Origin of the sequence: Cyanobium sp. Aljojuca 7A6, assembly GCF_024346455.1 — a bacterium.
Taxonomy (GTDB): domain Bacteria; phylum Cyanobacteriota; class Cyanobacteriia; order PCC-6307; family Cyanobiaceae; genus Cyanobium.
In genome coordinates this window covers 24,601-38,985 of the sequence record NZ_JAGQCY010000004.1, presented here as the reverse complement: position 1 = coordinate 38,985, position 14,385 = coordinate 24,601, and the positions used below count along the sequence as shown (strand labels likewise).

At 64.8% G+C, this 14,385-nt stretch carries 12 protein-coding genes, 1 tRNA gene and 1 pseudogene; 1 reads left to right on the top strand and 13 read right to left on the bottom strand.

Going from position 1 to position 14,385, the window contains the following annotated elements:
* Positions 1-34: 34 nt before the first annotated feature.
* Both KBY95_RS04975 and KBY95_RS04970 read right to left on the bottom strand, forming a co-directional pair.
* Positions 35-119: transfer RNA gene (locus tag KBY95_RS04975), tRNA-Ser, on the bottom strand.
* Positions 120-142: 23 nt separating this feature from the next.
* Entirely contained in the window at positions 143-2,122 is a 1,980-nt protein-coding gene (locus tag KBY95_RS04970; protein ID WP_254963798.1) for a ComEC/Rec2 family competence protein, read from the bottom strand.
* Positions 2,123-2,230: 108 nt separating this feature from the next.
* Between KBY95_RS04970 and KBY95_RS04965 the strand changes: the two genes are divergently transcribed.
* Positions 2,231-3,895: a mechanosensitive ion channel family protein gene (locus tag KBY95_RS04965; RefSeq protein WP_254963796.1), complete on the top strand. Its 1,665-nt coding sequence runs from the start codon at positions 2,231-2,233 to the stop codon at positions 3,893-3,895.
* Here the strand turns inward: KBY95_RS04965 and KBY95_RS04960 are convergent, their stop codons facing one another.
* From KBY95_RS04960 to KBY95_RS04910, 11 genes and pseudogenes are all read right to left on the bottom strand, one after another.
* The gene (locus tag KBY95_RS04960) at positions 3,896-4,780 is read right to left on the bottom strand and encodes a bile acid:sodium symporter family protein (protein ID WP_254963794.1); all 885 of its coding nucleotides are present in this window, start codon (positions 4,778-4,780) and stop codon (positions 3,896-3,898) included.
* A gap of 5 nt (positions 4,781-4,785) precedes the next feature.
* Positions 4,786-5,172 (bottom strand): YidH family protein, encoded by a 387-nt coding sequence (locus tag KBY95_RS04955; protein ID WP_254963792.1) that lies wholly within the window; start codon positions 5,170-5,172, stop codon positions 4,786-4,788.
* Positions 5,172-5,606: a DUF1622 domain-containing protein gene (locus tag KBY95_RS04950; protein ID WP_254963790.1), complete on the bottom strand. Its 435-nt coding sequence runs from the start codon at positions 5,604-5,606 to the stop codon at positions 5,172-5,174. Before KBY95_RS04950 ends, KBY95_RS04955 begins: the two co-directional genes overlap by 1 nt.
* 3 nt (positions 5,607-5,609) lie before the next feature.
* A pseudogene (locus KBY95_RS04945) lies at positions 5,610-5,918 on the bottom strand (formylglycine-generating enzyme family protein); the annotation flags it as partial.
* Positions 5,919-6,007: 89 nt separating this feature from the next.
* Positions 6,008-6,340, bottom strand: a complete 333-nt coding sequence (locus KBY95_RS04940) for a DUF1622 domain-containing protein (RefSeq protein WP_254963786.1) — start codon at positions 6,338-6,340, stop codon at positions 6,008-6,010.
* Positions 6,341-7,219, bottom strand: a complete 879-nt coding sequence (locus KBY95_RS04935) for a bile acid:sodium symporter family protein (protein ID WP_254963785.1) — start codon at positions 7,217-7,219, stop codon at positions 6,341-6,343.
* 4 nt (positions 7,220-7,223) lie between these two features.
* Positions 7,224-7,862 carry a hypothetical protein gene (locus KBY95_RS04930; protein ID WP_254963784.1) on the bottom strand — a complete coding sequence of 213 codons (639 nt, stop codon included), beginning with the start codon at positions 7,860-7,862 and terminating at the stop codon, positions 7,224-7,226.
* A gap of 4 nt (positions 7,863-7,866) precedes the next feature.
* Positions 7,867-8,796: a formylglycine-generating enzyme family protein gene (locus tag KBY95_RS04925; protein WP_254963783.1), complete on the bottom strand. Its 930-nt coding sequence runs from the start codon at positions 8,794-8,796 to the stop codon at positions 7,867-7,869.
* A gap of 320 nt (positions 8,797-9,116) precedes the next feature.
* Positions 9,117-11,087 carry a DUF1254 domain-containing protein gene (locus tag KBY95_RS04920; RefSeq protein WP_254963782.1) on the bottom strand — a complete coding sequence of 657 codons (1,971 nt, stop codon included), beginning with the start codon at positions 11,085-11,087 and terminating at the stop codon, positions 9,117-9,119.
* Positions 11,088-11,174: 87 nt separating this feature from the next.
* Positions 11,175-12,641 carry an arylsulfatase gene (locus KBY95_RS04915; protein ID WP_254963781.1) on the bottom strand — a complete coding sequence of 489 codons (1,467 nt, stop codon included), beginning with the start codon at positions 12,639-12,641 and terminating at the stop codon, positions 11,175-11,177.
* An 89-nt stretch (positions 12,642-12,730) separates the two neighbouring features.
* Positions 12,731-14,239 (bottom strand): arylsulfatase, encoded by a 1,509-nt coding sequence (locus tag KBY95_RS04910; protein ID WP_254963780.1) that lies wholly within the window; start codon positions 14,237-14,239, stop codon positions 12,731-12,733.
* Between the last annotated feature and the right edge of the window lie 146 nt (positions 14,240-14,385).

The window sequence follows — 14,385 nt, the reverse complement described above, 5'->3', positions numbered from 1 at the left end:
GGGACCTCCGGGAAGGCCCTCAGATCTCAGAAAACGGAGAGGGTGGGATTCGAACCCACGGAAGGTTTCCCTTCAAACGATTTCGAGTCGTTCGCTTTCGACCACTCAGCCACCTCTCCAAGCCCTTCGGCCAGGTGGCATCTTACGGAGCGGCCAGCGCCCCGCTCGCCCCACTGGCCCGCCAACCGGGCGGCAAGGGAGACCCTCCTGGGCCCGGTCCACTGAGCCACACCTGCCGCGGCCCGTGGGCCAACAGGACGCGATGGTCGGAGGGCCGGGGGCGGAACCCCAGCCACACGGACTCCGCCGCCGACCCTGAGGCGTTGGCCGGTTGGCCCGATCGCCAGCTGGCCAGCGACTGTCGATCGGGCAGCAGCAGCCAGCGCTGGTGGCCCAGCTGCAGCCGCAGGGCGTGGCTGTCCATGGCCAGGGCCTGCACCGCCAGCCCCCGGCTCGCCAACCGCTGCCCTGCCGCCAGGGGGACCGCGCCATCGCCGTAGGCCACCACTCGAGCAGCCTGGCGGCTCCAGCAGGCCGGATCGGCGCCCGCCACCGGATCGAGCAACAGGGCCCAATCGAAGCGGGCCACCCCCAGACCCTGGGCCAGCTGGCCGGCCTGGCGGCAACTGAAACCATCGGCGCGGGTGCTGACCAGGGCGGCGCGGCCGCGGTGGCGGGCCAGTAACAGATCGCGGCCGGGACCACCCTCCCCCTGGTGCACCAGCAGCAGCTGGTCGCCACCCAGCAGCACCAGGTGCAGCACCAGCACCCCGAGGCCCAGGCCTGCCGCCAGCAGTCGCCGGCGCCGGCCCAGGCCCGGCAGCACCAGGCCCAGCAACGCCAGCGTGAACAGCAGCACCAGCAGGGGCAGGGGCCGGCCGCTCTGCCACTGGGCCAGGGGAAGGCCGGCGACGACGTGGGCGAGCTGGAGCAGCAAGGCGGCCAGCCAGCCGAGGGGCACCAGCAGCGGCGCCAGCAGGGGCGGCACCAGCACGGCCACCAGCGCCAGGGCCATCGCCCCGAGGGTGAGTGGCGTCAGCAGGGGGGCCGCCAACAGGTTGGCCGGCACGGCGTAGAGGGGCACGACGCCGAAGTGGAGCAGTTGCAGCGGCAGGGTCCAGAGACTGGCCGCCAGCGGCACCGCCAGGGCGGGCGCCAGCCAGCCCGCGCCAGGCAGCCGCTGGGCCAGGGCCTGTTCCAGGGGCCTGGCCGTCAGCACCAGGCCGGCGGTGGCGGCGGCGCTGAGTTGGAAGCCGACGTCGTGGAGCCAGGCCGGCCGCAGCAGCAACATGCCCGCCAGGCTCAGGCCAAGGATCCCCAGGGGGCGCCCCCGCCGGCCGCTCTCAAGCAGCACCAGGGCAATGGCCCCCATCAGCACCGCCCGCACCACCGAGGGCTGGGCTCCGGCCAGCAGCAGAAACAGCGCCATGGCACCACCGCCCAGGGCCAGCCGCGCCGAGCGGCCGAGGCCCCGGCCCAAGGCCAGCACCGCCCCCAGCAGGACGCTGAGATGGAATCCAGAGGCCGCCAGGGCATGGGAGAGGCCGGCGACACGGAAGTCGGCGCGCAGCTCCGCCGGCAGGGGCACCACGGCACTGCCCAGCACCAGGGCCGCCAGCAGGCCGCCCCGCTCCGGGCCCGCCGCGGCCACAAAACGGGCGGCGATGCTGCGGCGCAGGTCGGCAATCGGGGTGGCGGGCCGGCGCAGCACCTCCAGCCGCTCCACCGTCAGGCGGGTCCAGCTGCCGTGGCGGGCCAGGCGCTCGGCCGGGCCGGCCAGCAGCGGATGGGGGGCCGGCCGGGGGCGCCGCAGCTGTCCGCTCACCCGCACGTCCCAGCCTTCGCGCAACGCCGGACAGGTGCCGAAGCTCAGCTCGCTGCGGCCTCCAGCCGTCTGCAGGAGTACCCGGCAGGGGCCGGCCTGGCCGGCGGGGGCAGCCTCGGAAGCCGCGCTGGCCACCGGATCGCTCAAGAGCTGTCCCGTCAGGATCGCCAGCTGGGGGCCATCCCCACCGTCGAGCAGCCGCAGCGGATCCCCAGCGCCGGGCTGGAGCGGCCGCAACTGGGCCTGCACCAGCACCGCGAGCAGCAGCAACAGGGGCAGCAGGGGAGAACGGAGCATGCTCCAGGGTTCCCGGAGGCCGCGATGATCTCCAAAGCCACGACCACCACAGCCATCGACGCCACTGGGTCACCACGGGACAATCCGATCGGCTGATCCAGGGGAACGGTGGTCGAGCGACACAGTGGGAATCGCACGCGGTGGCGCCTCGGCGCGCTGGCCACCCTGCTGGTGCTGGTGTTCGGCCTTGGGCTGAGCCTGCCACCCAGGCCCACCTGGGCCATGGCGGAGGCCATGGCAGGCTGTGCGCCCACGCCCAGCTTCATCGGCCTTGATGGCCGCCGCGATCTGGAGATCCGCCGTGCTCCCGGCGCCCAGAAAATCGACGACTACGTGCGTCGCAGCAACCTCCGCCTGCGGCAACTGGCCGAGGACCGCAGCTTCGAACCGGACCAGATCGTGGTGCAGGAGCAGCCACCCTTCTCCCTGGTCGGGATCCTGAAAAGCGATGGCCGCTTCACGCCTGAGTTGGGCGTGGACGATCCCGCCGGTGCCTGCTTCGGTCTGAGCCGGCAGCAGCTGGCGCTCCGCTACCGGGACGACTTGCGGCGGGCGATCAGCACCTACCGGGGTACCCATACCCCCAGCGCCTGGCTGAAGGGGACGGCGCTGGCGGCGCTTGTTCTGGCGGTCTACATCCTCTGGCTGCGGCTGCAGGGATGGCTCAACCGGCGGCTTCGGCGCCATTTCGCCGAGCGCCCCCACTTCGTGATGCAGGGGCTGGGCCGCCTGGGCGTGGCCGGGTTCGTCGAGGCGGATCAGGTGCGCCAGCTGATGCAATGGCTGCGCCAAGTGGTGCACTGGACGCTGGTGCTGGTGGTCAGCTACCTGTTGATTCCCCTGTTGCTGGGATTCTTTCCTCCCACCGCAGGCATCGCCGAAGGGTTACGGGGACAGATCAGAACCACGCTGCTGGGTGTCCTGCGCTCGGGGGTGCAGGCGATTCCGAACCTGGCCTCGATGGTGGTGGTTCTGGTGATCACGGTGCTCGTGATCCGGGCCAGCCAGGCCTGGTTCAGGGCCATCCACCACGGGCGAATCCGCCTCCCAGGCTTCTACCAGGAATGGGCCCTGCCCACCTCCCGGCTGGTGACGATTCTGTTCAGTCTGTTCGGGCTGGCGGCGGCCTTTCCCTACATCCCCGGCTCCGGCAGCAAGGTGTTCCAGGGCGCCGGCCTGTTCCTCGGCGCTCTGGCGGCCATCGGCTCCAGTGCCGTCACCACCAACATCATCAGCGGCCTGATGCTCATCTACACCCGGGCCTTCCGCGAAGGCGACCGGGTGGAGGTCAACGGGGTGGTGGGGGTGGTGCAGGACCGGGCCCTGCTGGTGACGCGCCTGCAGACGCCCCGCAACGAACTGGTGAGCATTCCCAACGCCAGTGTGATCGGCGCCTCGGTGGTGAACTACAGCTTCTCGCGGCGCGAGATCCAGCAGCCCGTGGCGATCGCCACCACCATCACCATCGGCTACGACGTGCCCTGGCGCCGGGTGCACACGCTGATGCTGGCGGCCGCCCAGAGCGTGGAGGGCATCACCGACGAGGTGGCGCCGTTCGTGCTCCAGACCTCCCTCAACGACTTCCACATCAGCTACGAACTCAACGCCTTCGTGCGCCATCCGGACACCTACCGCCAGACCCTCTCAGAGGTGCTGGCAGCGCTCCAGGATCAGTTCGCCGCCGCCGATGTGGAGATCCTCTCGCCGGGCTACCACGCCATCCGCAACGGCAACCGCAGCACGGTGCCCAAGACCGTCGAGCCAAACGGCTGATCAGCCGGTGGGCGCCAGTTCCCGCTGCTGCCATTTCAGGAACAGGGTGGTGACGATCACCGTGATCAGCACGTAGGACAGGATGCCGGGAACCAGACCGGGCAGCGCCTTGCCGTAGGTGAGAGCCAGCTGGGCCGCCAGGCCCGTGTTGCGCATGCCCGTCACCAGGGCCACGGTGCGGCGCTCCAATGGGTCCGCCCCTGCGAGGCCGTAGCCGATCGCCAGGCTGAGCACGCAGAGGAGGGCCATACCGGCCAGGGCCACCAGGTTCTGCTGCAGGAAGGGCAGCAGAAGCTTGCCGCTGAGCAGCACCAGCGCCACCATCATCAGCAGCAGCATCAAGGTGGCCAGCTTGCCGAGGGCCTGGCTGCAGCGCTGGGCCAGCTGCGGCTGCCATTGCCCCAGCAGCACACCGGCGATCACCGGCAGCACCTGCACCTTCAGCACCTGGCCCGCCACCTGGGCAGGGGTGATTCCCCAATCCACCATCTCCCAGCCGCGCAGGCCGGCGCCGGTTCGGAACACGATCTCCAGCAGCGGAATCGTGACGATGGCCAGCAGCGCCGCGGCGATCTGCAGCCGCGCCGCAAGCTCGGCCGTGCCGCCACTGCTGCGCACCCGGAACAGGATCAAAGGGGCGCTGGGACACGCCAGCATCAGGCCCATGGCCACCCAGGCGGGCCGGCTCAGCAGGCCGTGCAGGGGCAGCAGCACCAGCACCAGCCCAGCCAGGGGCACCAGCAGGCAGGTGCCGAGCAGCACGCGCCAGAGAAAGGCGGGGCGATCCTTGAGCAGCCGGAACGGGTACTGCTTCAGCCCCAGGCCGAGGCTGAACATCAGCGTGACGATGGTGGCGGTGACCAGAAAGGCGGCGGCTTGGGGCATGGCAGTCAGGTGAAAGGGGAACCCATGATCAGCAGCACGAAGGCAAAGATGCCGATGACAGTGAGGGCAACAGCCGTGAAGATGGAAATCGAGCGCTGATCAGCGTAAAGAAAGTCGTCGCGCCGGATCAGCTTGAGCGTGCGCAGGTGCTGACGGGTCGCCGCCGCCATCGCCAAAATCCCGACCAGAACAAACCCCATGGAGATCAGCCGCACACTCAGGCCGGCATGGGCACTGCGATCGAAGCGGCTGCTGTTGATGGCACCGATGATCTTGTCGAGTCCGAAGCCGAAACTGATCAGCGACAGGCAGGTGCGGATCCAGGCCATCATGGTGCGCTCGGCCGCCGCCCGGTTGCGCTCCTTGGCCAGTTCGTTGTTGAGATTCGCCATCAGAAAGAAGCGGTGGTGTCGGTGGGAGAAGTCGGCTGGCTCTGCTGGTTCTGGGTTTCCTCAAACTTCAGCTCCAGTTCCACTTCCCGGCCCAGGAAGATGTTGAGGAAGGTTCGAATCACAGCGATGACCCCCAGCTGAATCAGGTTCTGATTCGAGGGTGCGGTGGTGGTGGCCACGATATCGGCGGCCAGCTGAAACTCCAGCGCCATCGACAGCCAGCTGCCGAAGGTGAGGCGGAGGCTGTTGAACCGCCGCCCCTGGGATTGGCGACCGTGGCCATGGAGCAGCGACTGGCGCAGGGTCTGACGAAGGCTCAGGCGCAGCGTGGCGGCGAAGCCCAGGGCCACGCACACCAGCGACACGGCCTCCAGCACGACACGCAGGCCAAAGGCGAACCGATCGAGCCACTCCAGCAGCGGGATGTCTGGCATGGTTCAGCTCCTCACCAGGCAACGAAAGCCCATGTGACAGGTGGAGGTGTCGATCCCCTGGGCCAGGCGCGCGGCGGGCCGGTAGCGGCGGCAGTAGCTCGGAGCGCAGGGAAACGAACCGCCTTTGACCACCTTGCGGGGCAGGCTGCCGTGCTTGGAGGTGGGATCGATGCTGGCTTCCCGGCAACAACCACCGGGGTTGTCGATGCCGCTGGCATGGGTGACGTACCAGTCGTCGGTCCATTCCCAGACGTTGCCGATCATGTCGCGCAGTCCATACCCGTTCGGCGGGTAGGTTCCCACCGGCGAGGTGTGCTCGGCGGCCGCCCTGTTGCGCTCCTTGGCCAGTTCGTTGGTGAGGTTCATGGAGGTGCCGATCGGTGCCGAAAGCAAGGGGCTGTTCAGGGTTTCGGACTCAGAGGACGATCCTGCTCCAGCCGCCGTTCCGCCGCCAGTTGGATCAGGTTGCTCTCCGAGGGAGCCGCGGTGGTGGCCACGATGTCGGCCCCAAGCTGGAATTCCAGTGCCATCGACAGCCAGCTGCCGAAGTTGATCCGGATCGTGCTGGGGGGACGTCGGCCGCGATGGCCCAGGACAGGCAGGAACGGCAAGGCCAGTCGAAGGGTGGTGATCACCCCCGCCGCCACACAGAGCACTGAAAAAAATTCCAGGGTGAAGCGAACGACACCGGCAAGCCCCTGGAGCAGGGCCTCGGGGGATTCGAGCCAGGGCATCTAAGGGGTCACGAAGGGCACCTGCTGCTTCTGGCGCTGCCAGCGCAGGAAGGGAGTCGACAGCAACACAGTGATCAGCAAGTAGGCGAGAACGGCGAGTTTCAGGCCAGGGAAGCCGGCGCCGTAGGTCGTGGCGAACAGCAGGGCCAGCCCTGGGTTGCGCATCGAGGTGACGAGGGCGAGCGTGGTGCGCTCCCGGTGGTCAGGGCCAGCGATCCCATAGCCGATGGCCAGGGCCGCCAGCACCATCACAGCCATGAAACCCAGGGCCACCACGTTGGCGGCCGCAAAGGGCAGCAGCAGCGGCAGCGACTTGACCAGCACCAGCACGATCAGCACCAGTAGCAGGCCATTCCCCAGCGTCTCGAGCGGACCCGACAGCCGATTCGCCCAGAGCGGCCGCCAACGCCTGAGCCCCAGGCCCGCCAGTAGCGGCAGCACCTGGACCTGGCCCACCTGCAGGGCCACCTCCTTCGGGCCGATGTCCCACCCTGAAATCCCGAAGGAGGAGCGGAACAGATCCGCGATCAGGGGGATCGAAACGATCGCGGCCACCGCCGCGCAGGCCTGAAGCACCGCCGCCAGCTCGCGGTCGCCCCCCTTTTTGCCGGCCTTGCGCAGGGTGAGGGGAGCACTCGGTGAGATGGCCATCAGGGCTATGCCGAAACGGGCGGACCTGGAGAGGGCCAGGTCCGGAGTCAGCTTCATGAGCACAAGGGCCACCAGCGGGACCAGCACACAGGAGCCGATCAGCAGCCGGATCACCAGGGCAGGCCTGCGGCGCAGCTGGAGGATGGCCTCTCCCTTCAGGCCAACACCCAGGCCGAACATGATCGTGAACAGGGTGAGGCTGACGAGCAGCAGGGTTGCCTGGGCCATGGCGTCAGGGTCGGGGGGAGGAAACGGCTTGAGATTTGGAGCGGGTCAGCAGATGGGTCAGCCATCCAGGTACGGAGAGCGTCGCCACCAGGATGGTCAGGGAGGTGCTGAGCCGACTGGAGAAGGTGCGCGCCGTATCCAGTCCGGAATGCAGAAAGCTGAAGGTGACCAGCACCGCGAAGATGCCGGTGGTGAGTGCACTGGCCGAACGCAGCAGGTCCCTGGGGTGGCGGGCGGAATCACCAACGGCATCGCGGCTGAGGTTGTGCCCGGCGATGCAACCGGCAAGGGCGAGACAACCGAGCAGTACGGCCCTGCTGGAGAGATCTGACTGCGGTTCGCTCTGCTGAAGTTTCGCCGCCAGCACCACAGCACTGCCCAGCACCGAGCCGCAGGCGGTGCCGAGCAGGGCCCACCACCGCAGCGGGGAGTGGACCCTGCCGATGAACGTGGAGATGGCGGCCAGGACCAGGGAACTCAGCAGCGTGGCCGGCAGAAAGGGCAGCTGGCGGGTGATCGCATAGGCGGCGGCCATGCCGACGAAGGCCCCAGCGATCCGGCTCCTCTGGGCACGGGGCGCCGTGGGGTCAGCAGCCGGGGGATGGGGCAGCTTCTGGATCACCATGCCATCGGAAGGAATCACGGCTTCAGAGACGCACGATGCAGCGAAAGCCCATGTGGCTGGTGGAGGTGTCGATTCCCTGGGCCATGCGTGCCGCTGGCCTGTAGCGGCGGCAGTAGCTGGGGGCACAGAGATAGGAGCCGCCCTTCACCACCTTGCGCGGCATCGCTCCGTGCTGGCTGGTGGGATCGATGCTGGCTGCACGGGCGTCCGTTGATCCGGCGTTGCTGGCATGGCTGGCGTACCAGCTGTCGGTCCACTCCCACACATTGCCAATGGTGTCAAACAAGCCATAGTCGTTCGCCGGGAAGACACCCACCGGCGAGGTGCCCGCATAGCCATCCAGCAGGCTGTTGTGGTGGGGAAAATCTCCCTGGAAGGTGTTGGCCACCGGGCGCCCGCCTGGGTGCAGTTCCTCCCCCCAGGCGAACTCAGCCCCTTCACTGCCACCCCAGGCGGCCCGCTCCCATTCCGCTTCGCCGGGCAGCTGTTTGCCGCTCCAGGCGGCATAGGCTGCAGCATCGGCATGGGCCACATGCACCACGGGATGGTGGTCGCGCTGCTTGATGGAGCTGCCCGGCCCTTCGGGATGCCGCCAGTTGGCGCCGGCGATGTACTGCCACCAGCGGTAGGGATCGCCCTTGGAGATCGGTCCGGGCGGTGGCACGAACACGATCGAGGACGGCACCAGCAACTCCGTCAGTGCGTCGGGATACTGGGCCGGATCAGCGGGCTGCTCCGCCAGGGTGACGTGGCCGGTGGCCTTCACGAATTTGCGGAACTGGGCATTGGTGACCAGGTAGCGATCCATCCAGAAGCCGTCCACGCTCACCGTGTGGGCGGGCGCCTCCTCCGGGTAGTGGAGGTTGGAGCCCATCAGAAAAGTGCCTCCAGGGATCCACACCATGTCCCGCGCCGGGGGGCGGCCATGCTCACGGGAGGCGCCATACTTCAAGGCGGCCCTCATAGCTGGTGACCCGTACATAGAAGGGGGCATGCCATGGATTCTGGCCCCAACATCAAAAACAACATCATCGGGCGATCCCGCTTGAGTCTTTGACCTCGAAATGAGACTTTATCATTTCGACGCAAGTATATTTAGGCTCCGACTATGAATCGTTACCAGTCGACAGGATGGGGTCTGGATCAACATGATCCCGCCTCCTCGCCGGCTCTCGAAACAGCAACATGTCAGGGCAGATGGTGGCTTCCATCCAGAACGTACGTTTGAGCGCGTCGGACCCGCTGAAAACCCAACCATTCGTGAGAGCATCACTATTTGATAACCAAGTTCTTGCTCTCATTCTTCAGATATTGCATGGCGCTCTCCTTCGACTTGGGAACATAGACGCGAAGCAACGCAGTGAATGGCGAAGGTGTTTCGACGTTGTTCGGCAATCCCGGAGAATTGAATCGAATCGTATAAGCTCCATCTGGGTTAGGAGTTGCCTCAGAATTCGAAATGGCGGCTTTGTCCATGGCCAGCCAACCTTCACTGTTGTAGGTGGTGATCGACCAGAAACCACCTCGGCCATAATCGATTTCGGGAGGCATGAAGGTGATGCTTGATGGCAACGCCTTGCCTTCCCTGATCTCCGTGCAGTTCGTGATCGGAACGTACGCTGCATGTTCGACAGAGAGGCCTCCCCATCCGTAGGCGGTGGCATAGAGATGGGCCTGCAGGTCAGTCTGATACGGTCCACCTATCGATCTACTGGTGTCGGGTAGTTTGCCCGCCTGAACGTCCTTGATCAGCGCCATCCGGATCGCCTCCATTATGGTCTGATCGATCACGATGTCGGGAGTCGTATAAGCCACGGCTGACTTTGCCTCAATGGTTGCCATCCGCTGAAGTTTACGCGTGGCTTCGATTCCACCTTCAGAATCTGGAAGTCCTCGGATCCGCATGTTGAGGTAGACGTAGTTGCCGTACGTCAGGCTGTCGGGCGTAATCGTGAGGCTCTTGCCGGGATAGACGACATCGACAATGTAGTTCTGCTGATCGATGACCTCGATGATGTGATAGGTTTTGCTTACCGGTATGGAGAGAGTTGCACCGTCCCGAACATCGACGACGGCGCTGGAATAAATGACATCCTGATTCTCCCGAATGACTTGCTGTGTCTTGACGTTGCTGACATCGTTCTGATAGGCCCACTGGTTGATACCGGCCTTGGCAAGGCTCCGCTTGATATTAAAATCGGTCTCCGAGACTTTGTAAGCGTAATCGGTAACTCCAAAGTCCGCCGGTGAAGCGAACTGAAGGGGTTTGTCGCCCCCACTTCCGATGGGCTCGGCATTGGGCAGTTTGTAGCTGCCGTCCAGCACCGACTCGCCGGGCCGGTAGACCCGCATCAGGAAATTCCAACCCTCGGTCATATCCAGCCGGTTCGGAACGTCGCCACAAAGTTCCTGCGATCCGAAATAGACGGTGAACGTGCCGTCGGCATTCAGCTTCACATTCGAGGAATTGACGATGCAGTTCTCGCTCTTCATGAAGCCGTCGTTGCCATAGATGGTGATGGACCAGAAAGCCTTGTTTTCAGGCACCTGATAGGTGGCCTTTTGGCCAACCTTTGGATCATGGCCCCCGCTGTAGTTCAGGTAGGTGGCATCCCATTCAGGAAAGAGGCCCCAAGCGCCTGCCGCCGCCAGGTGACGGGTTTGCTCGTTGACCTTGCCGCGCGGCCCCTGCCAGTCGGAGGGGTACTTCGTGAATGTCTTGAATTCCTCTTCGTATTTCACCGTCAAGGTCTTGAGCGACTCAGGGTTCCACTTGAAATCAGGCAGTGGATCGACGCTGTTGGCCTTAATGACGAACTGATCCTGCAACTGGTTGACCAGGGCAATTTCGCCCGAGTCCTTCGGATTGAATACCTGGATGCGGATTCCGAGGGCCAGGTATTTTGTGTCCTTCGGCAATTCGTGTGTGCCGGATGTGTAGATCACCGCTGGACAGTAGTGGTCGTTGTCCACAAGATACACCGAAGCATAACGATCTTTTGGCAGTTGCGGGACGGTGATCGTAGCGCCCTTGGATGCATCGACAACGCCCATGGAGTAAAGGGTGTCGCGGTTCATCCGCACGACGTTTTGCTTGTCGAGCGGTGTGGGGCTGCGGAAGTGGTAGAAGCGATTGATACCCCCCGCCATTTTTACGATCTCGCCGAACTGCCGATCAGTTTCTGCGCGGATGTAGGTTTCCAGCGTCACCTTGATGTCTGCATCCGGGAGGCCTGGTTTCATTCTTTCCATCTCGATTACTCCTTTGTGCTTAAGGACTCTGTTTTGTTGAGCAAGCTAACGCCCAAGATCAGCGGCGGTTGCTGGATCTCAATCCCCTTTGGGCGTGAGTGACTTCATGGCTTCGTCGATGTCGAAGTCGAGGCTCGCCATGCGCGGTGGATAGTCCTTGAGCGACTGCATCAGCACGCCAACCTGAGCGAAGGCGGGCGCATAAGTCCAGGCGTGGTTCTCCTGCCATTCGTCGAACCCGCGTGCCTCGTGCATGCGCTCGAACGGATCAAGCTTCAGGTTGGTGACCAGCGGCGTCAGCATGTTCTGCTGGACGCCGTTGAACCATTTGTCTTGCTTGACGAACAGGAACTTCCAGTCGCCGTAGCGGATGCCGTGGAGCTTGGTTTCTGTGAAGTAGTAGAACTCCTTGCGCTTGGACTTGCCCTTGCCGGTGATGAGCTCGGTCTGGTCGTACCCGTCCAGGTGGATGTGGGCGTAGGTCTGGTCGCCGGCCTGGTAACGGGTGAGGAGTTTCTCCTTCACGTTCGGCTCGCCGACAGCGGCCATGAGGGTGGGAATCCAGTCCTGCATGGTCATGAACTCACCGGTCGTCTGGCCCGCGGGGATCGTGCCGGGCCACTTCACGAGCATCGGCACGCGGAAGCCACCTTCCTTGCCACCGACACCTTTCTCACCGCCGAACGGGGTGTTGCCGCCATCGGGCCAACTGTTCATGGCTGGACCGTTGTCGGTGGAGAACATCACGATCGTGTTGTCCGCGACGCCCAGGTCGTCGAGCTGCTGAAGGAGTTCGCCGACTGTGTCGTCGAGTTCCATCATGCCGTCGGCATAGAGGCCATAGCCACTCTTGCCTTCGTACTTGGGCGACAAGTTGGTGCGGTAGTGCATCCGCGTGGTGTTGTGCCAGACGAAGAACGGTGTGTCTGCCTCGACCGCGTCGTTGATGAAGCGCTTGGATTCGACGAGAATTTCAGCATCCAGCGTGCGTTGTCGCTCCCGACCAAACGGGCCTTTGTCTTCGATCTTCTGCGATCCATCCGGATTTGCCCAGGAGTGAATGACGCCGCGCTGCTCGAACTGCTTGGCGACTTCGGGGGCTTTCGGAAAGTCGTACTGCTCCGTGTATTCCCCGGCATTGAGGTGATACAGGATGCCGAAGAACTCATCGAAGCCGTGGGCGGTGGGCAGGTGCTCATCGCGATCGCCCAGATGATTCTTGCCAAACTGCCCCGTGGCGTATCCAAGCGGCTTGAGCAGGCTGGCCAGCGTTGGATCAGCCTTGTTCAGGCCTTGTTCCGCACCAGGCAGGCCGACGGTGGCCAGACCCACCCGGATCGGATACTGCCCCGTGATGAAGGCCGCGCGTCCCGCCGTGCAGGAGGCCTCGCCGTAGTGATCCATGAAGATCAGGCCTTCCTTGCCGATGCGGTCGATGTTCGGCGTGCTGCCACCCATCATGCCGCGGTGGTAGGCGCTGATGTTCCACATGCCGACATCGTCACCCCAGATGATCAGGATGTTGGGCTTGCTCGTTTGACTCATCTTGAACCCCTTCGTTGATGGGTGAAGTTGCAAGCCAGCCAATACAAAGCTGCTCCCAGCTGATGCTGGGAGCAGCGCTCATCGGAAGCTCAGCTCGCACCTCCGGCGGAGATCATCTTCTCGAGCACATCGCCGACGGTGAAGCTGGCGGCCTTCTGGCGGGGTGGATACGCCTTGAACGACGCCAGGAAGTCGGCCACGAAGGACTGGGCCGGGACCAGCATGAAGGCGTGGTCGAGCATCCAGTCCCAGTAGGTGTTGGAGGTGATGTCGGCCCGCTCGTAGGGATCGGTGAGCAGGTTGAAGATCTTCGGCACCCGCAGCTCGGTGAAGGGCTCGGCCCACACCATCAGCGTGCCGGTGGCGCGCTGCTCCATGAACACGAACTTCCAGTTGTCGTAGCGCAGGCCGGTGAGATCGCCGTCGTCGGAGAAGTAGAAGAACTCCACCCGCGGGCTCTTGTCGGCCTTGCCCGTCCAGTAGTCGAGCATGTTGTAGCCATCGAGGTGGATGTGGAAGGTCTTGCTTCCCACCTGATGGCCGTCGAGGAGCTTCTGCTTGATCTCGGGTTCGCCGGCGGCGGCCAGCAGCGTGGGCAGCCAGTCGAGGTGGCTGACGATGTCGGTGAACAGGGTGCCGGGCGCGATCTTGCCGGGCCAACGCACCAGGGCGGGCACCCGGTAGGCCCCCTCCCAGTTGGAGTTCTTCTCGTTGCGGAAGGGGGTCATGCCGGCATCGGGCCAGCTGTTCATGTGGGGGCCGTTGTCGGTGCTGTACATCACGATCGTGTCATCGGCGATGCCCAGCTCATCCACCAGATCCAGCATCTGGCCGATGCAGTTGTCGTGATAGATCATCACGTCGTGGTATTCCGACTGCCAACGGCCCGACTGGCCCACATCCTGGGGCCGCGCATGGGTGCGGAAGTGCATGTGGGTGGTGTTGAACCACACGAAGAAGGGCTCGCCCGAGGCCACGGCATCGCGGATGAAGCGTTTGGCCTCGACGATGAATTCGTCGTCGGCGGTTTCCATCCGCTTCTTGGTGAGCGGGCCCGTGTTCTCGATCCGCTGGGTGCCGTCGCCGTTGGCCCAGCAGTGCAGCACGCCGCGGGGGGCGAAGCGCTTGCGGAAGTTGGGGAACTCCGGATCATCCGCCTTGGGATAATCCCGAAGCTCCGGCTCCTCCTCGGCGTTGAGGTGGTAGAGGTTGCCGAAGAACTCATCAAAACCGTGCATCGTCGGCAGATGCTCGTCGCGGTCGCCGAAATGGTTCTTGCCGAACTGGCCGGTGCGGTAGCCCAGCGGCTGGAGCAGCTCGGCGATGGTGGGATCCTCGGCGCGGTAGCCCAGCTCGGCACCCGGCAGCCCCACCTTGCTCAGGCCGGTGCGGAACACGCTCTGGCCGGAGATGAAGGCGGCCCGCCCGGCGGTGCAGCTCTGCTCGGCGTAATAGTGGATGAAGCGCCCGCCCTCCTTGGCGACGCGATCGATGTTGGGGGTCTGGTACCCCATCAGGCCGTCGCTGTAGCAGCTGAGGTTGCTCTGGCCGATGTCGTCGCCCCAGAGGATGAGGATGTTGGGCTGGCCGTTTGGCATGGCGGGGAACACCCGGCGGGTGAGGAAGTGGGGTAGGAAGAGGGATCAGGTCCCCCGTTGTCACGTGACGGACGCCACGCCTTCGGGGGACACGCCCCTAAAGGATGCACTGAGTGGAACGATCCGAACACTCAAAAAGTGCGGAT